This is a genomic window from Lelliottia sp. SL45, assembly GCF_026672535.1.
In the GTDB taxonomy this organism is placed as follows: domain Bacteria; phylum Pseudomonadota; class Gammaproteobacteria; order Enterobacterales; family Enterobacteriaceae; genus Enterobacter; species Enterobacter nimipressuralis.
In genome coordinates, this window is sequence record NZ_JAPPRH010000001.1 from 1 (window position 1) to 17,668 (window position 17,668).

The following is a 17,668-nucleotide window of genomic DNA, read 5'->3' on the forward strand; positions in this document are numbered from 1 at the left end:
CTGGAGGACGCTTCAAGCGCTCTGTTTCGGCCTTCCGTAACTGGCTCACCGCCGATGGTGCCCCCGGCCCTAGCGGTGAAGGCGGCTTTGCGGCGGAGAAAGATCGCTATCATCTGTATGTTTCCCTCGCCTGTCCGTGGGCGCACAGAACGCTTATCGTGCGCAAACTCAAAGGGCTGGACGCGTTAATTCCGGTTTCTGTGGTGAATCCGCTGATGCTGGAAAACGGCTGGACCTTCGACAGTAATTTCCCGGCGGCCACCGGCGACGACCTTTACCACCACGATTTCCTCTACCAGCTCTATCTGCGCGCAGACCCGCACTACACCGGACGCGTCACCGTCCCTGTTCTGTGGGATAAGAAAAACCAGACTATCGTCAGCAATGAATCCGCCGAGATCATTCGCATGTTCAATACGGCGTTTGACGCGCACGGTGCGCGGGCGGGTGATTATTATCCGCCAGAACTGCGCGATAAGATCGATGAACTGAACAGCTGGATCTACGACAACGTCAATAACGGTGTCTATAAGGCCGGTTTCGCGACCAGCCAGGAGGCCTACGACGAAGCGGTCAGCAAGGTGTTTGAATCCCTGGCGCGTCTGGAACAAATTCTCGGTCAGCACCGCTATCTGACGGGCGACCGCCTGACAGAAGCCGACATTCGCCTGTGGACCACGCTGGTGCGTTTCGATCCGGTGTACGTCACCCACTTTAAATGCGACAAACACCGCATCAGCGACTATCTGAATCTGTATGGTTTTCTGCGGGACATTTACCAGATGGATGGCATCGCGGAAACCGTCGATTTTAACCACATCCGCACCCACTACTATCGCAGCCACAAAACGATTAACCCTACGGGGATTATCTCCATCGGGCCGTGGCAGGATCTGAACGAACCACACGGTCGCGATAGACGTTTTCGCTAAATTTTAAGGGCATCCATGGATGCCCTTTTTTATTTCACTATCTGCGACTATCCTTACCTCGATCGCTTAAAAAACAAGAGATTGTCTGATTATCGAGGCATACAAATGGACTGGTATCTAAAAGTACTGAGAAATTACGTTGGGTTTAGTGGTCGCGCTCGTCGCAAAGAGTACTGGATGTTCGTTCTGGTGAACTTCATCCTCACCCTGGTGCTGGGTATCGTCGATAAAATTCTGGGGTGGGACCGCGCAGGTGGCGAAGGCATTCTCACCACAATCTACGCACTCCTGGTCTTTTTGCCGTCGCTGGCGGTACTGTTCCGCAGGCTACACGACACGGATCGTTCGGCGTGGTGGCTGCTGCTGATTTTGATCCCGATCGTGGGCTGGCTGATCATTCTGGCCTTTAACTGCCAGGCCGGTACGCCGGGCGAAAACCGCTTTGGGCCAGATCCAAAATTACAGCCTTGAGCATTGCCCGGTGACGCATCGCGATCCGGGCCTGCACGATGCACTACTTATTATGCGCGAACAGTTTTGGGATTTCGCGTAAACACCAGGACTTGGCCTCGCCCATGCTGTCACGGCGCCACGCCATGATGATATCCACCTCGTTGGTGTATTCCGGGCTGACCACGCGCAAGCGCCCTTCGGCGATATCTTTTTCCACAAACGGATAAGGCATTGTCGCCACCCCGAGGCCCGCTAACAGCGCCTGACGCTTGTCTTCCAGAGAGGTCACCGTCAGACGCGGCTGTTTATCCAACAGCTGCACCGTGAGCACAGGGCGCTCACGTGCGGTATCCGCCACCGCCACACCGCGATATTTCACGCGCGTCACTTCGGATAGTGGCTCCGGCTCCTGATGAATCGGGTGATCCGGTGCAGCCACATACACGTTCATCACGCTGTAGAGCTTGCGCGAGTTGATTTCGGACGAGGAGCGAAAGTGCATATCGGGGGCGATCACAATGTCCGCCCTGCCCGTCTCCAGTCGCTCCCAGGCGCCCGCCAGCACTTCGGTAATGACAGAGAGCTGCGTATTGGCTTTGGCGGCCAGGCGCTCGACCAGCGGGAACAGGGCCGATGTCGGCACCAGCGCCTCAGTGACCAGCGTCAGGTGCGTTTCCCAGCCGCGTGCCAGCGCTTCGGCGTCGGTGGTCAGTTTATCGGCGGCCTCCAGCAGAACGCGTCCGCGCTCCAGCAGCATACGCCCAACATTCGTGAATTTTGTTCGGTGACCGGAGCGGTCGAAAAGCACCACATCCAGCTCTTCTTCCAGCTTTTGCATGGTGTAACTCAGGGCCGACGGAACCCGCCCCAGCTCGTCTGCCGCAGCGGCAAAGCTGCCACGCCGGTCTATCGCGTCCATGACGCGTAGCGCCTCAAGCGTCAATGCTCTCTCTTTTGCCATCTCGTTCTCATTCAGGAAATTTGAACATACCGGGCAGAATATCTGGCTAACAATGAAGCGTCCATACCTTTACCATTGTTTTAGTGTAAAGAGAGGTCAGTTTTATGATTACGACAAGAACAGCAAAACAGTGCGGACAAGCCGATTTTGGTTGGCTGCAGGCCCGCTACACCTTTTCCTTTGGACACTACTTTGACCCAAAACTGCTCGGTTACGCCTCACTGCGCGTGCTGAATCAGGAAGTTCTCGCACCGGGCGCTTCCTTCCAGCCACGCACGTACCCGAAAGTGGATATCCTGAATCTGATACTGGAAGGTGAAGCAGAATATCGCGATAGCGAGGGCAACCATGTCCAGGCAAAGGCGGGCGAAGCGTTGCTGATATCAACGCAGCCAGGCATTAGCTATAGCGAACATAATCTCAGCAAAGATAAGACGCTGACGCGTATGCAGCTGTGGCTGGACGCCTGCCCGGAGCGGGAAAACCCGCTAGTGCAAAAGCTCAACCTGAGCGGCGACAAGCAGCAGCTGATTGCGTCCCCGGATGGCAGCCAGGGCAGTCTGCAACTGCGCCAGCAGGTGTGGCTGCACCATATCGAGCTGAAAAAAGGTGAACAGGCGAGCTTCCAGCTCCACGGGCCGCGTGCCTACCTACAATCCATCCACGGTACGGTGCATGCTCTGACGCACACGGAAGAGAAAGAAGCGCTCACCTGCGGCGATGGCGCGTTTATCCGCGATGAAACGAACATCACGCTGGTCGCGGACACTCCCCTGCGCGCGCTGTTGATTGATTTGCCGGTGTGAGATTGGTTATTTCTTTTGCGTTGTCTCTTGATAAGCCTTTTAGCTCAAGAGACTTCGCAAGATGATAACGCCCCACTAATCCCTCTTATTACCTCGACATTTCCCTGCGGGAAATTTCACGCGTCATAATATTTACTTTTTGATTCCATGACTTTGACGACATTATTGAGTGAATTAAAAAGGATACACTCCTCATCCGCATAATTAATTGTCGCAATACATTTTGTTAAATAATGATAAGGACATCATTAAGTGAGCAACGTTATCTATTTAACGCTGACGGGTGAGCGTCAGGGGGAAATATCCTCAGGCTGTGGAACAGAAAAATCTATTGGTAATCGCTTTCAGTATCGCCATGAAAACGAAATTCTGGTTTATCAGCTCTCCTCCAGCAGCGTCAGCACCGCGGGCGGCGTGTATCATCAGGGCCTGCGCTTCACCAAACCCACCGACAAAAGCTCGCCTCTCCTGACCACCGCCATTAATGAGAATGAAAAACTGCGGCTCAGTTTTGTAAACCGCCCAGATGATAACTGGCAGCGCACAACCTACAACATGGACGGCAATAAACGATGAGATATGGAAAACTATTCTCCCTTGCGCTGATGCTGACGATAACAGGCTGCCATTCTGGTGCCTCCTCAACGCCAGAAAACACTGGCGAAATGCCGTTTGGCGTGTTGGGCTTCGCTTTTTTTACACCAAAGGCGTTGCCTGCTGATGTCACTTACGTAGGTTTCATTGATGACAAAAAGGTTATCTATTCATTCAAAACACTTGATAGCGTGGAGGATGATTATTCAAGCGTAGAGCAATGGGATAAACGTTATATGCGTTTTGCGCAGTTTAATAAAGCCCGCCATCCGCCCGTGACGATGCTGTTTTGCTGGGATTCAGTCATCGATAAAAAAACGTATGAAACGCGGATTACATTCCCTGAGTCTATGAGAAAAAAAATGTACATCTCAACGGGAATAGACATGTTTGGAGAAAAAGCGTGGTACAGCACGATTCTTTTTGGTCTTGCCCCAGAAGGTAAAGTTAGAGTCTGGCTGCAAAATACCGCCGGCGGCGATAACTTGCCCATAGAACCAACAAAGATCTCTACACTGTCGGGCGATAAACTAGACGGCTGTAAAGGGGTCACTCAGCACCCCAATGGTTATCTCTACTATGGAGAAACGCCTGAATTCATTAAAGGCAAAACCTACCCCTACGGTGAATGGTAAATTAGCGCCCTCTTTTAATCAGTCCAAAAGAATAAATCATCAGCAAAAATCCCATAAACGCCCGCGACAAACGCGGGCATCGAATTATTCGCTCAGCGCGTTCGCCATATCCGTTTTGATCTGCTTACGCTGTTCCGGTGTAAGCACCTGGCTGACGTCGAAGTAGTATTTCACGCGGTAATAACGCGCCTGCTCTTCCACCTTGCTGAAGGCCGCGAGCTGGTTTTTCACCACGCTTTCATCCCATTTTCCTGCCTGGAACATATCCACCAGCGCGCCATCTTTTACGCCGGTCATCGGGATTTTGCTGACGTTGTCTTCCAGTTTCTGATGCAGATCTTCAATTTTCTTCACCTGATCGTTGCTGAGCTTCAGATGCTGAACAAGGGGATCTTGTGAGGGGGACGGTGCGGCTTCAACGTTTGCCGCCTGCGCTGCAAAACTACCACCCGCCAGTGAAAGCGCGAGCAGAGCGATACGGGTCATTTTCATCATCTTACTGTCCTTAAATTGGGAGAGGGAAAAGCAGGTGCATTGTTTTTCAAGACCGGATGAAGATGTGTGATCAATTATATAAACAAATTTGTATGTGCAGCGGGCAAAAAAAGCCCCCTTCAGCGAAGGGGGCGTGTTCAGTGGTGTTGGCTTAAATGGCCTGGGTAAAGGTTCGTGAAATAACGTCCTGCTGCTGCTCGCGCGTCAGAGCATTAAAGCGCACCGCATAGCCCGAAACGCGGATGGTCAGGTTCGGATAATTCTCCGGATGTTCAATGGCATCCATCAGCATTTCCCGGTTCATGACGTTGACGTTCAGATGCTGCCCGCCCTCGATGGCCGCCTCGTGGTGGAAATACCCGTCCAGCAGGCCGACAAGGTTGGTTTTACGTACCCCTTCGTCTTTGCCCAGCGCCTGCGGCACAATCGAGAAGGTGTAAGAGATCCCATCCTTGGCGTAGGTGAACGGCAATTTTGCAACAGACGTTAACGACGCTACCGCCCCTTTGCGATCGCGTCCGTGCATCGGGTTCGCGCCCGGCGCAAACGGTGTTCCGCCGCGACGTCCATCCGGGGTGTTACCCGTTTTCTGGCCGTACACCACGTTTGAGGTGATGGTCAGAATCGACTGGGTCGGCACGGCGTTGCGGTAGGTTGGCAGCGCCTGGATTTTCTTCATAAAGCGCTCAACCAAATCGCAGGCGATGCTGTCCACACGATCGTCGTTGTTACCGTACTGCGGATACTCTCCTTCAATCACGAAGTCGACGGCCAGGCCCGTATGGTCGCGCACCGGTTTCACCGTGGCGTACTTGATCGCCGCCAGGGAATCCGCTGCCACCGACAGGCCCGCGATCCCGCAGGCCATCGTACGATGCACGTCGCGGTCGTGCAGGGCCATCAGCGAAGCTTCGTAGCTGTATTTGTCGTGCATAAAATGGATAAGGTTCAGGGCGCTGATGTACTGCACCGCCAGCCAGTCCATAAAGTGGTCAAGGCTCGCCATCACGGTGTCGTAATCCAGCACGTCATCCAGCAGCGGCTCGGTTTTAGGTCCGACCTGGATTTTCAGTTTCTCATCCACCCCGCCGTTGATTGCGTACAGCAGCGTTTTGGCGAGGTTGGCGCGCGCACCGAAGAACTGCATCTGCTTGCCAATCACCATCGGGCTGACGCAGCAGGCAATGGCGTAGTCATCACTGTCGAAATCGGCGCGCATCAGATCGTCGTTTTCATACTGCAACGAGGAGGTGGCGATCGACATCTGCGCGGCATATTTTTTGAAGGCAATCGGCAGCTGTTCTGACCACAGAATCGTCAGGTTTGGCTCCGGAGCTGGCCCCATGGTATTGAGCGTGTGCAGATAACGGAACGAGGATTTACTGACCAGCGTACGCCCATCCAGCCCCATCCCGCCGATCACCTCCGTAGCCCAGATCGGATCGCCCGAGAAGAGGGTGTCGAATTCCGGGGTACGCAGGAAGCGCACCATGCGAATCTTCATGATGAAATGGTCGATCAGCTCCTGAGCCTGTTGCTCATTCAGGCGCCCGGCCTTCATGTCACGTTCGATATAGATATCAAGGAAGGTCGCAGTGCGGCCCAGGGACATCGCCCCGCCGTTCTGCGATTTTACCGCCGCCAGATAGGCAAAGTAGAGCCACTGCACCGCTTCCTGAGCGTTCATGGCTGGACGTGAGATATCACACCCGTACTTCGCCGCCATCTCCTGGATTTGCAGCAGTGCGCGGCGGTGCTCAGACAACTCCTCGCGCAGGCGAATGGTCGCCTCCAGCTCTTCACCGCGCTCCATTTTCGGCTGCAGATCGGCAAACTGCAGTTCACGTTCGCGCACCAGATAGCTGATGCCGTACAGCGCCACGCGGCGATAGTCGCCAATAATACGTCCGCGCCCGTATCCATCCGGCAGACCGGTGAGCACGCCGGATTTACGGCAACGCATCATCTCCGGCGAGTAGACGTCGAACACGCCCTGGTTATGGGTTTTGCGCAGATGGGTGAAGATATACTCGAACTGCGGGTCCATCTCGCGTCCGTAGGCTTCAAACGAGCTGCGGATCATGTTGATCCCGCCATACGGATGCAGGGCGCGTTTCAGCGGACGATCCGTTTGCAGGCCGACGATCGTTTCCAGCTCTTTCTCAATATAGCCCGGCCCGTGAGCGGTAATGGTGGTCGCGACGTTGGTGTCGAAATCAACGGGAGCGTGAGTGGCGTTCTCCTGACGAATCCCCTCCATTACCTTCTGCCACAGCGCCGTGGTGGCTGGCGTGGCAGGCGCTAAAAAGTGCTCATCGCCCTCGTACGGGGTGTAGTTTTGCTGGATGAAATCCCGCACATTAATGCTTTCCTGCCAGTCATTTCCGCAAAAGCCGGCCCACGCGTCGCTGTAGGGAGCGACACGAATATCGATATTTACCTTCATGAGTTTCTCTCTGTGTCAGGCGATTTCCGCAGCCAGACGGACCTTTCCAAGACGGAGGGCATCCAGTGCGATCATTTTTTCTTCGTTGGTTGGGATCACGGCGCACGGCACGCGGGAGGTGTCAGCGGAGATGATGCGCTCACCCTCACTACCAGGCAGGGCATTTTTCTGCTCATCCAGCTCGATACCGAAAACCTTCAGGCGATCGGCCACCAGCTGGCGTATCAGTCTGGAGTTTTCACCAATTCCTCCCGTAAAGATCACGCCGTCCAGACGGTGCAGGGAAGCGGCGTGACCGGCGATATGGCGAGCGATGCGATGAACAAAAGTCTCAATCGCGAGGCGGGCGCGCTCGTGACCGTCGTGCCAGGCTTTTTCCAGCGTGCGTAAATCAGACGAGAGGCCGGAAAGCCCCAGCAAACCTGACTCTTTATTCACCACGCGCTCAAGATCCTCCAGCGTTTGCCCGGTCTGCTGTGCAATCCACGCCATCGCGCCAAAATCGACATCGCCGCAGCGCGTCCCCATCACCAGCCCTTCCAGCGGCGTCATGCCCATGGAGGTGTCCACGCTGCGCCCGTTACGGACCGCGCAAATGGACGCCCCGTTGCCCAGGTGTGCAATCACCAGTCCGCTATCGGCTTCGGCAATATTCAGCAGCGAATACGCCTGTTGCGAAACATAGCGATGCGATGTGCCGTGGAACCCGTAACGGCGCACGCCCAGCTCTTCGAAGAAGCGGTATGGCAGGCCGTAAAGATAGGCCTGGGGCGCGAGCGTCTGGTGGAAGCTGGTATCAAACACCGCGACCTGCTGCACGCCGGGAAACAACTGCTGAGCCGCTTCCACGCCGCTGAGATTGGCGTAGTTGTGCAGCGGGGCCAGAGGCGAAACCTGACGAATCTGATCGATGACCTTATCGGTGATCAGGGTGGACTCGCTGAACAGGCTGCCACCGTGAGCGATGCGGTGGCCAATTAAGGCCACGCTGCTCATCAAATCGCGCTTTTCCAGCTCCAGGGCGATGGCAGCCAGCGCCCCTTCGTAGTCCTTGCGAGCCAGGGTGACTGGCCCGCTCCCGTTCACGGATATAAAGGCACTTTCAGTGTTCACGCCATCTGCAATGCCGGTCATCAGCGCGTCACAGCTCGCTGCGTCCAGCACCGAAAACTTCACAGATGACGATCCACAGTTAATGACCAATACAACCGGAAATTCATTCATGTCTTCACTCCGCTCATCCTGAGCTTTGAATCAGAAAAGTTTGTATACGATATTCAGAATGGTCAGCAGGCCAATCGCCGTCACAAAGATGTTCTCGGTTCTGCCTTTGTATTTCGCCAGCGCTGGCGTTTTGCGGATGGCATACATCGGCAGCAGGCACAGCAGAGAGGCGATAATCGGCGCACCCATCGCTTCAATCAGGTCCAGAATGTTCGGGTTGGCGTACGCCACGACCCAGGTGGAGCCCATGATGAAGATCATGCTGATGGTGTTCAGTTTGCCGACGGAAACTTTCTTCTTATCGCCTTTGTAGCCAAACTTCAGGACCAGACCGTTCAGCCCTTCCAGCGTGCCCAGGTAGTGGCCGAAGAAGGATTTGAAAATGGCAACCAGAGCGATGATCGACGCGCCGTACTCCAGCACGGTGGCGAAGGTCGATTTGGTCCCGGAGAGCGAAGCAAAGTGGTTGGCCAGGTAAGAAAGCACCGGAATGTTCTGCGCTTTGGCTTCTGCCATGTTCTGCGGAGAGAGCGTGAACAGGCAGCTAAAGGCGAAGAACATCACCACCGCCACCATCAGCATGCTGGCGCGACCGATGATTTTGGAACATTTCTGCTCGGTGAACTCTTTACCGAATTCGCCTTCGTACTCTTCACGTTTCGACACCACGAATGAGGAGACAATTGGCGAGAAGTTGAAGGAGAAGACCATGATGGAAATCCCCAGCCAGACGGTGACCAGAATGCCATCGTGTCCGGTGAAGGAGATGTCGCTCAGGTTAACCTGGTCAATAACCGCCGAGTTCCAGTAAGGGATCAGGGACAGGGAGATCAGCACCAGGCTGGCGATGAACGGGAAGACCAGGAAGCTCATCACTTTCACCATCAGGTCTTTACCAAACCAGATAACGAATGCCATCAGCAGCAGCAGGAACAGGGCCACAAAGCCACGGTTCAGTGCGGGAAGCTGAAGCTGGTTTTCCCAGAAGGTCATAAAGGTGTTCGTAATGGTGACGCCGTAGATCCACAGCAGCGGGCAAATCGCAAAGAAGTAGAGGAAAGTGATCACCACCCCGCCAGTCTTACCAAAATGCTCTTCCACCGTCTCGGTAATGTTGCCGGACGGATTGCTGCCGGACAGGCAAAGACGCGCCAGCGCGCGGTGGCAATAGAAGGCAATAGGATAGGCCAGCAGCAGCATCAGCAGAATCGGTATCAGCCCGCCAAAGCCCGCGCGAATCGGGAAGAACAGCACGCCCGCGCCTATTGCCGTACCGAACAGCCCCAGTGTCCAGGTGGTATCTGATTTTCGCCAGGAAGACGTTTTTGTCTGACTGGCAATGATAGTTTCAGAGTTGCTCATAATTTATCCTTATTTATGCATCAACGAGGCCGGTAATTTGGGAAACGCGGGAAAGGTCGATATTGCCGCCGGAAATAATACTAACCGTTTTGCGCCCCTGAATATAATGATCCAGTTTTCCGCTTAATAATGCAGCCGTTGCCAGTGCGCCAGCCCCTTCTGTCACCACTTTATTTCGTTGGATCAGTGCGACCATGCTGTTACGAATATCGTCTTCGCTCACCAACACGATGTCGTCGACTAATTCACGAACAATTTCGAAGGTTAAATTACCTGGACGAGAAACATCGCAACCGTCGGCTAATGTGCCGGTGGTACGGTGATTCATAATTTCCCCGGCGTAGTAAGACGCCGCCATACCGTGCACGTTTTCAGACTGCACGCCGATAATATTAATGGTCGGGTTGATGGATTTAATGGCCGTGGCGATCCCGGCGATTAATCCGCCGCCGCCGATAGGGACAATCACGTTATCGACATCATATAAGTCTTCGAGAATTTCAAGACCAATGGTGCCCTGTCCGGCAATCACTTTTACGTCGTCATACGGCGGAATAAAGATGCGCCCTTCCTGCTCGACGATTTCGCTGACTTTGGCGATGGTGTCGTTAAAATTCTCACCATGCAGTACCACTTCAGCGGAGTAATCACGCGTGGCGGCCACTTTCGATTTTGGCGCGCCCATCGGCATGACAACTTTGCCGTCAATACCGAGCATGGCGCAGGAGAGTGACACACCCTGAGCATGGTTACCGGCGGAACACGCCACCACACCTTTGCGGCGTTCAGCTTCGGTTAAGGAGCTTAATTTGTTAAAAGCACCGCGAATTTTAAACGAACCGGTGCGCTGCATATTTTCAAACTTCAGGAAAATTTCGCCTTTGCAGCGCTCGCTCAGATAATTAGAACGCGGCATGCCGGTTTTATAAATTTTACCAGCCAGTCGTTTGCGGGCATCTTGTATTTCTTCAATCGTTACCGGAAGATCGTAAGTAATGTGCATATAATCCTCTTTATAATAATTCATATTCTGTAAGCAAAGTCTGGGTGTCAGCGAGAGAATTCCCTCACCGGGTGTTTTAAAATGGTACGTCTCAATTCATTGTTCAGTTATGGTGAGCTGTTTTCGCCTTTCACTGTTTTGCGCGGAATATTGCTTCGCCAACTCCACTAATACCGAAGCGGATTTTTTAATACGATAATTTTTTGACCAGACGGCGGCATAACGTGCAATGGGTAATTCATCTTCCACGGGCAGTACGACAAACTGGTCGGAACCGAATGGCGTAATCATGTCTCTCGGGATCACGGTGAGATAATCGGCGTTGAGAACCAGGTTATAGATGGTGACGACGGAATCGGTCTGGACGATGTTTTCGATGCTGATGTGGTTGTTCTGAAGAGTGGTTAATAATTCTTTGTAGTAGCCCATATCGGTTTGCGGCATCACCCACTGCTCGTTGGTGAGCGATGCCAGTGTCGTCGTTCCGGTGCACGTTCGCGTTTTACTGGCCACCAGCACAAATTCCGATTCAAACAGCGGCTCCACGTGCAGATCCTGCAACAGCATTTCATCGCTCAGGGTACCGATGGCGAAATCCAGTCGCCCATCGCGGATGGCGGGCAGGAACGAGGAGAGCTGTGCTTCAAACATCGAGACTCGCGCTTTCGGGAACACTTCTTTGAATTTTTTGATCATGCTGGAGAGGAACGTAAAACCAATCAGCGACGGATAGCCGAACGAAACGTCGATAACGGTGCTGAAGCTCAGGTTGTTCATCTCACTGACCATATTCTTCATTTCGCGGGTGATGGACTCGGAGTACGCGAGCAACGTTTGCCCTGCGCTGGTCAGCTTCACGCCGGTGTTCTTGCGCACAATCAGTTCGACACCAAAGTAGGATTCGATATCGTTAATGATTTTGCTGACGGCCGGTTGAGTCAGGCCAAGTTGACGGGCGGCAGAACCAATAGATCCACTTTTAATGACTTCCTGAAATACAACTAAATGTTGTGTTTTCGGTAGAATAATAGTGCTCATCATATTCTGCTCTTATTTCCTTATCCGTGGCAGGATTCTACCCATTATTGATGACGAGGGTATGTGCTGTTACTCACAGATTACTTTTTCATACCATTCACACCTTCGCAAAAACACTGATTAATGCATATAAATCATAATGTTATCATTTACTTTATCAATAAAACGCCTGATATTGATCAATAAATCTCAGGGAGATAAATTAATTTTATGGCGATAACCACGATCTATTTATGGCAATAAACCAGAGGGAATAAAGGTGATATTTCAGGCAATTAAAGGCGAATAAATAGACGTTATTTGCTTTAAACATTTTTGTATATTATCAAATAAGTTAATAAATATTTGCCCGCAGGGGAAAAAGCGTCGAGGGCATCACACATTCACAGGGCAAATGTATTGAAAGGAAAGATTTCATTAATTTATACGCCATAAAGAAGACACACTTCAGCAACAACAGCAACATCAAGTCAACACTGCAAAATGGCGAATTTTTAGCGCGTAATTTTGTGAATGCGATCTCTAATCTCGGTAAAAAAACATCATTCCACTCAAAAGCAGTGAAATGTGCTTATTGTCGCAAAAATGGGAATTCGTTCGGTTTCACGAAGGCGGTGGTGAGGAGCAAAAAGCAAAAACCCCGCCGAAGCGGGGTTTTCTTAATAGTTGAAGCTGACCGATAAGCCGGGTTCTGTCGTGGACAGTCATTCATCTAGGCCAGCAATCGCTCACTGGCTCAAGCAGCCTACCCGGGTTCAGTACGGGCCGTACCTTGTGAACCCCTATTTGGCCTTGCTCCGGGTGGAGTTTACCGTGCCACGGACTGTTGCCAGCCGCGCGGTGCGCTCTTACCGCACCCTTTCACCCTTACCTGATCCCGCTTGCGCGGGCCATCGGCGGTTTGCTCTCTGTTGCACTGGTCGTGGGTTTCCCCCCCAGGCGTTACCTGGCACCCTGCCCTATGGAGCCCGGACTTTCCTCCCCTCCGCCCGTCTCCCCCCGAAAGGGGACGACGACGAAGCGGCGACTGTCTGGTCAGCTTCGGCGCGAAGTATAGAGGGTTTAGGCGCCGCTGTCACCCTTGCGTGCGCATCCCCACCTGCAAAGTCGCTGCGATGTTGCGTGACGAGCGATAAATGTTGTCAAACGCCCCACGGAAGGCCTCTTCCAGCGAGCCAATGCTGTTCAGCACGCTGAACACCGCATCGATACCGTACTGATGCACCACACCGACGTCGCTGGTCAAACAGCCTGCAATGCCGATCACCGGTTTATGGTATTTTTTGGCGACGTTCGCCACGCCAACCGGCACTTTGCCGTGAATGCTCTGGCTGTCGAGTCGCCCTTCGCCGGTGAGCACCAGGGTGCAGTCGTGGATATGTTCTTCGAGGTTCAGCGCCTGGGTGACAATCTCAATCCCACTACGCAACTCCGCGCCGAGAAACGCCATCAGCGCCGCGCCCATTCCCCCTGCCGCGCCGGAGCCTGGGACGTTTTTAACGTCAATCGACAGAGATTTCTTAATCACGTCAGCAAAATGGCTGAGATTGCGATCGAGTTCGACGATCTTCGCCTCATCAGCCCCTTTTTGCGGACCAAATATGCGTGATGCGCCATTTTCACCGATCAGCGGATTGGTGACGTCACAGGCCACGCGAATCGTGCAGCCTTTTAAGCGCGGGTCCAGACCGGAAATGTCGATACTGTTCAGTGCCATCAGGCTGCCGCCGCCGTAGCCGATCTCCGTGCCGTTGGCATCACACAGCTTCGCGCCCAGAGCCTGCACCATACCGGCACCTCCGTCGTTGGTCGCGCTGCCGCCAATGCCGATAATAATGTTGCGCGCTCCTTTATCCAGCGCATTCAGAATCAGTTCGCCCGTGCCGCGAGAGGTGGTAATCAGCGGATTACGCTGCGCCAGTGGCACCAGCGCCAGGCCGCTGGCTGCGGCCATTTCGATAATCGCCGTTGCGCCATCGCCGGACATTCCCCAGCAGGCATTCACTTTTTCGCCCAGCGGACCCGTGACAATGGCGTGTTGCTCAGTGCCCTGGGTGGCGGCAATCATCGCTTCGACCGTGCCTTCTCCGCCATCAGCGACCGGCACAGACACATACTGAGCATCAGGAAAAATTTCCCGAAAACCTTTTTCTATCGCCTGAGCTACCTCGGAGGCAGAAAGGCTTTCTTTATAAGAGTCAGGGGCGATTACGATTTTCATAGTTGTAGCCTGTTACTGCACAACGCCGGATGGCGTTTCACTTATCCGGCCTACAGGGTAGGCCCGGATCGCTGTGCGCTATCCGGGCAGAACGTCATTAGCGAGTGACTTCCACTTTCGCCAGTTTTTCGTAGTAGCAGGCAATGGCGCTATGGTCCGCCGTTCCCAGACCATCGGCGCGCAGGGCCTGCATCATCTCCATCACCGCAGCGGTCAGCGGCAGCTGTGCGCCGACGCCATGGGAGGTGTCCAGCGCGTTAGCCAGATCTTTAATGTGCAGATCAATGCGGAAGCCCGGCTTGAAGTTGCGATCCATCACCATCGGCGCTTTAGCATCCAGCACGGTGCTGCCCGCCAGACCGCCGCGAATGGCCTGATACACCAGATCCGGGTTGACGCCCGCTTTGGTCGCCAGCGTTAGCGCTTCAGACATCGCGGCAATGTTTAGCGCAACGATCACCTGGTTCGCCAGCTTGGTGACGTTACCTGCACCGATTTCACCCGTATGTACAACGGAACCGGCCATCGCTTTCATCAGATCGTAATATTTGTCGAAAATCGCTTTATCACCGCCCACCATCACCGAGAGGGTGCCGTCGATGGCTTTTGGCTCGCCGCCGCTCACCGGCGCGTCCAGCATGTCCACGCCTTTCGCTTTCAGCGCTTCGCTGATTTCGCGGCTCGCCAGTGGGGCGATAGAGCTCATGTCGATCAGTACCAGGCCCGGCTTCGCGCCTTCAATCAGGCCGTTTTCACCCAGCGCCACTTCCTGCACATGGGGTGAGTTCGGCAGCATGGTGATGACCACATCGCACTGCTCGGCAATTGCTTTTGCCGTAAGGGCCGTTTCGGCACCGGCGGCAATCAGCTCCGCAATCACTTCTGGATTACGGTCAGAAACCACCAACGAGTAACCTGCTTTGATGAGGTTTTTACTCATTGGTTTACCCATGATACCCAGGCCAATAAAACCAACTTTCATTGTCATAACGTTCTCTCTCTCACGTGTCGATGGTGGTTATTTTTTAAAGGAATCAGCTAATTTCTGCGTTGCAGAGCGGAAGACGCCGAGATCGCTGCCGACGGCCACAAAGGTGGCGCCCCACTCCAGATAACGGCGGGCATCGGCCTCGACCGGCGCCAGAATGCCGCACGGTTTATCGTGAGCTTTCGCTCGAGCGAAAATGTGCTGAATGGCGCGCTGCACGTCCGGGTGGTTGGCATTGCCGAGGTGGCCCAACGCCGCAGCCAGATCGCTTGGGCCGACAAAAATGCCGTCCACGCCGTCGGTGGCAGCGATGGCGTCCACATTGTCCACGCCATGCTGGCTCTCAATTTGGACCAGAATGGTGATGTTCTTGTTGGACTGCGCAAAGTAGTCCGGCACGGTGCCAAACATGTTGGCGCGATGGGAAACGGACACACCGCGAATGCCTTCCGGCGGATAGCGGGTCGACGCCACGGCCTGTACAGCCTCTTCCACACTTTCCACAAACGGGATCAGGAAGTTATAGAAGCCGATATCCAGCAGGCGCTTAATAATCACCGGTTCGTTGGTCGGTACACGCACCACCGGCGCGCTGTGGCTGCCCTTCAGCGCCATCAGCTGTGGAATAAAGGTGCTGATATCGTTCGGCGCATGTTCACCGTCGAGCACCAGCCAGTCAAAACCTGCCAGACCTAAAACCTCGGTGCTGATTGGGCTTGCCAGCGCAGACCAGCAGCCAATCTGAATCTCTTTCGCCGCCAGGGCCGCTTTAAACTTGTTCGGGAAAATATCGTTACTCATCGCTTTTACCTTCAATGATTCGTGATGTTGAGGCGCTTATTTCTGCAATTCCATACGCTTGATGTCACCCACTACGAACAGGTAGCAGAACATCGCCATCAGCGCAGAGCAGCCAACGAAGACCAGCGCCGCATTGAATGAATGCAGTTCACTCACCAGATAACCAATCACCAGCGGGGTGACAATCGACGCCACGTTACCGAAGACGTTGAACACGCCACCACACAGGCCCACAATCTCTTTTGGCGCAGTATCAGAAATCACCGGCCAGCCCAGCGCACCAAAGCCTTTTCCGAAGAACGCCAGCGCCATCAGCGCGACGACCAGCACCGTGTTATTGGTGTAGTTGCACAGGATAATGGAGGACGCCAGCAGCATACCGAGCACAATCGGCAGCTTACGCGCCAGGGTGATCGACTTGCCGGTTTTAATCAGGTGATCCGAGAACACACCGCCCAGCACGCCGCCCGCAAAACCACACAGCGCCGGGATGGAGGCCACGATGCCGACTTTCAGAATCGACATTCCTTTTTCCTGTACCAGATAAATCGGGAACCAGGTGAGGAAGAACCAGGTAATGGTGTTGATAAAGTATTGACCAAAAAATACGCCCAGCATCATGCGGTTGGTCAATAACTGTTTGATGTAATGCAGCTTTGGACCACTCGCCGCTTTATCGCCCGGTTTTTTATGATCCATATCGACCACCGCGCCGCCGTCAGAGATAAACTTCAGCTCCTCGGCAGACATACGCGGGTGATCGGTTGGGTTATGAATGAACTTCACCCACATCGCCGTCAGGATGAAACCAATGACACCCATCACGGTGAAGACATGTTCCCAGCCCCACGCGAAGGTCAGCCAGCCGAGCAGCGGAGAGAAAAGAGCCAGCGAGAAATACTGCGCGGAGTTAAAAATCGCCGAGGCGGTGCCGCGCTCTTTGGTCGGGAACCAGGCCGCCACAATACGGGCGTTAGCCGGGAACGACGGTGCTTCGGAGAAACCGAGCATAAAGCGCATACAGAACATGGAGATACCGGCCCACGCCAGCGGGAAGAGATCGACAAAGCCCTGCAGGAAGGTAAACAGCGACCAGAAAAACAGGCTATAGGTGTAGACCTTTTTCGAGCCAAATTTGTCCAGCAGCCAGCCGCCGGGGATTTGCATCAGCAGATACGCCCAGCCAAACGCGGAGAAGATGTACCCCATGGATACGGCGCTGAGCTGCAGCTCTTTTGCCACTTCTGTCCCGGCAATCGACAGCGTGGCGCGGTCAGCGTAGTTCACTGCCGTCACAATAAATATAATCAGTAATATTAAATGGCGGGTATGAATACCCTTTTTCGTTTCTACAGCTGTTTCCAGTGACATGTTTATTTCCTCAGGCACATCGATCTTGGTATTTTTATTATTTTGGAAAAATCTTTACTGATTATTTATCGATAGCAGGCAATATCCGTTAATTAACCAGATGCAATGAAATCGTAATTAAGTATAAACATCCGCCCGCCCCTGCACATTGTCGCATCGCTCAATTATCATCGCCTTCATGAACGTTATTTTGAGCATATGCACAATCGCATGGGCGCTGATGCACAGATTTACGCATTGCCTGCCAGCCGGCGCGGGTGCAGGTTTCGCGGAGTGATCTCGGTCACATTTTTATCTTTCGACTCCTGACATTCTTTATTCAAGAAGGCAGCGTCTTT

The 17,668-nt window shown here is 53.6% G+C and carries 16 protein-coding genes and 1 other RNA gene; 5 read left to right on the forward strand and 12 right to left on the reverse strand.

The window, feature by feature from the left end; all coding sequences use genetic code 11:
• Positions 1 to 932 (forward strand): glutathione S-transferase family protein (locus OVA10_RS00005; protein WP_268194784.1); only part of this gene is annotated, 932 nt, incomplete at its 5' end.
• A 105-nt stretch (positions 933 to 1,037) separates the two neighbouring features.
• Positions 1,038 to 1,403, forward strand: coding sequence for a DUF805 domain-containing protein (locus OVA10_RS00010; RefSeq protein ID WP_100778804.1), 366 nt, complete (start codon positions 1,038 to 1,040; stop codon positions 1,401 to 1,403).
• A 43-nt stretch (positions 1,404 to 1,446) separates the two neighbouring features.
• Here OVA10_RS00010 and OVA10_RS00015 read toward each other — a convergent pair whose 3' ends face one another.
• Positions 1,447 to 2,346, reverse strand: a complete 900-nt coding sequence (locus OVA10_RS00015; protein WP_100778803.1) for a LysR family transcriptional regulator — start codon at positions 2,344 to 2,346, stop codon at positions 1,447 to 1,449.
• Positions 2,347 to 2,450: 104 nt separating this feature from the next.
• Here OVA10_RS00015 and OVA10_RS00020 point away from each other — a divergent pair, with 104 nt between their 5' ends.
• The 3 genes from OVA10_RS00020 to OVA10_RS00030 all read left to right on the forward strand — a co-directional run bounded on the left by OVA10_RS00020 (position 2,451) and on the right by OVA10_RS00030 (position 4,381).
• The gene (locus tag OVA10_RS00020; protein ID WP_102104847.1) at positions 2,451 to 3,152 is read left to right on the forward strand and encodes a pirin family protein; all 702 of its coding nucleotides are present in this window, start codon (positions 2,451 to 2,453) and stop codon (positions 3,150 to 3,152) included.
• Positions 3,153 to 3,404: 252 nt separating this feature from the next.
• Positions 3,405 to 3,728, forward strand: coding sequence for a type VI secretion system tube protein TssD (gene tssD, locus OVA10_RS00025; protein ID WP_142503652.1), 324 nt, complete (start codon positions 3,405 to 3,407; stop codon positions 3,726 to 3,728).
• The gene (locus OVA10_RS00030) at positions 3,725 to 4,381 is read left to right on the forward strand and encodes a DUF2931 family protein (RefSeq protein WP_268194789.1); all 657 of its coding nucleotides are present in this window, start codon (positions 3,725 to 3,727) and stop codon (positions 4,379 to 4,381) included. Before tssD ends, OVA10_RS00030 begins: the two co-directional genes overlap by 4 nt.
• An 84-nt stretch (positions 4,382 to 4,465) precedes the next feature.
• Here OVA10_RS00030 and OVA10_RS00035 read toward each other — a convergent pair whose 3' ends face one another.
• The 11 genes from OVA10_RS00035 to OVA10_RS00085 all read right to left on the reverse strand — a co-directional run bounded on the left by OVA10_RS00035 (position 4,466) and on the right by OVA10_RS00085 (position 17,330).
• On the reverse strand, positions 4,466 to 4,876 hold the full coding sequence (locus OVA10_RS00035) for a Spy/CpxP family protein refolding chaperone (RefSeq protein ID WP_100778800.1): 411 nt from the start codon (positions 4,874 to 4,876) through the stop codon (positions 4,466 to 4,468).
• A gap of 151 nt (positions 4,877 to 5,027) precedes the next feature.
• Entirely contained in the window at positions 5,028 to 7,322 is a 2,295-nt protein-coding gene (gene pflB / locus OVA10_RS00040; protein ID WP_194512263.1) for a formate C-acetyltransferase, read from the reverse strand.
• Positions 7,323 to 7,337: 15 nt separating this feature from the next.
• Positions 7,338 to 8,546, reverse strand: a complete 1,209-nt coding sequence (gene tdcD, locus OVA10_RS00045) for a propionate kinase (RefSeq protein ID WP_268194792.1) — start codon at positions 8,544 to 8,546, stop codon at positions 7,338 to 7,340.
• A gap of 30 nt (positions 8,547 to 8,576) precedes the next feature.
• Positions 8,577 to 9,908: a threonine/serine transporter TdcC gene (gene tdcC / locus OVA10_RS00050; protein WP_100778797.1), complete on the reverse strand. Its 1,332-nt coding sequence runs from the start codon at positions 9,906 to 9,908 to the stop codon at positions 8,577 to 8,579.
• Positions 9,909 to 9,921: 13 nt separating this feature from the next.
• Positions 9,922 to 10,911, reverse strand: coding sequence for a bifunctional threonine ammonia-lyase/L-serine ammonia-lyase TdcB (tdcB, locus tag OVA10_RS00055; RefSeq protein ID WP_100780814.1), 990 nt, complete (start codon positions 10,909 to 10,911; stop codon positions 9,922 to 9,924).
• A gap of 96 nt (positions 10,912 to 11,007) precedes the next feature.
• Positions 11,008 to 11,949, reverse strand: a complete 942-nt coding sequence (gene tdcA / locus OVA10_RS00060; protein WP_100780813.1) for a transcriptional regulator TdcA — start codon at positions 11,947 to 11,949, stop codon at positions 11,008 to 11,010.
• Between the two features lie 664 nt (positions 11,950 to 12,613).
• An RNA gene (rnpB, locus tag OVA10_RS00065) (RNase P RNA component class A) lies at positions 12,614 to 12,992 on the reverse strand.
• Between the two features lie 32 nt (positions 12,993 to 13,024).
• On the reverse strand, positions 13,025 to 14,170 hold the full coding sequence (gene garK / locus OVA10_RS00070) for a glycerate 2-kinase (RefSeq protein ID WP_100778796.1): 1,146 nt from the start codon (positions 14,168 to 14,170) through the stop codon (positions 13,025 to 13,027).
• 97 nt (positions 14,171 to 14,267) lie between these two features.
• Entirely contained in the window at positions 14,268 to 15,158 is an 891-nt protein-coding gene (gene garR / locus OVA10_RS00075) for a 2-hydroxy-3-oxopropionate reductase (RefSeq protein WP_100778795.1), read from the reverse strand.
• Positions 15,159 to 15,188: 30 nt separating this feature from the next.
• Positions 15,189 to 15,959 carry a 2-dehydro-3-deoxyglucarate aldolase gene (gene garL / locus OVA10_RS00080; protein ID WP_268194793.1) on the reverse strand — a complete coding sequence of 257 codons (771 nt, stop codon included), beginning with the start codon at positions 15,957 to 15,959 and terminating at the stop codon, positions 15,189 to 15,191.
• Positions 15,960 to 15,995: 36 nt separating this feature from the next.
• Complete coding sequence (locus OVA10_RS00085) at positions 15,996 to 17,330, reverse strand: MFS transporter (RefSeq protein WP_100778793.1); 1,335 nt, start codon at positions 17,328 to 17,330, stop codon at positions 15,996 to 15,998.
• Positions 17,331 to 17,668 lie beyond the last annotated feature (338 nt).